This window comes from Mesorhizobium sp. M8A.F.Ca.ET.207.01.1.1, from assembly GCF_004794715.1.
Classification (GTDB): domain Bacteria; phylum Pseudomonadota; class Alphaproteobacteria; order Rhizobiales; family Rhizobiaceae; genus Mesorhizobium.
On record NZ_SRUS01000178.1, the window covers coordinates 1 to 384 of the forward strand.

Below are 384 nucleotides of genomic sequence, written 5' to 3' on the forward strand. Positions count from 1 at the left end.
CCGCGAATCTGAAGACGGCCTGGAAGAGTGGCGAGACCCGACCAACGCATCGGCGGCCGTATCGGCGGACCAAACCCTATCCGAAGAGACCCAGCATGTACGAGCCGTTCGAGGCGCAGATCAAGGAAGGCTCGAGGAAGAGCCGGCGCTCTCGGCAGCAAGAGTGCGCTGTCGAGGCCAAACTCTGAAAGGTCCACGTATCCTTTTCCCCTCCCGGTAGTTTGCGACATATACACCGTACCAGTGCTACATCTAGATGTTTGATCCCAGATTTTGATGGGGCATCCTTGTCCTCCGAATCAAGGGATGCGCTATGGGCCAGGTTCTTCATGGGAGCGCCACGACGACAGAGGCGGTCCGTCGAGCGATACAGCATAGTCAAGA

1 pseudogene is annotated in these 384 nt (G+C 57.8%); it reads left to right on the forward strand.

Going from position 1 to position 384, the window contains the following annotated elements:
• A pseudogene (locus EN850_RS36870) lies at window positions 1-188 on the forward strand (hypothetical protein); the annotation flags it as partial.
• Window positions 189-384: the final 196 nt, after the last annotated feature.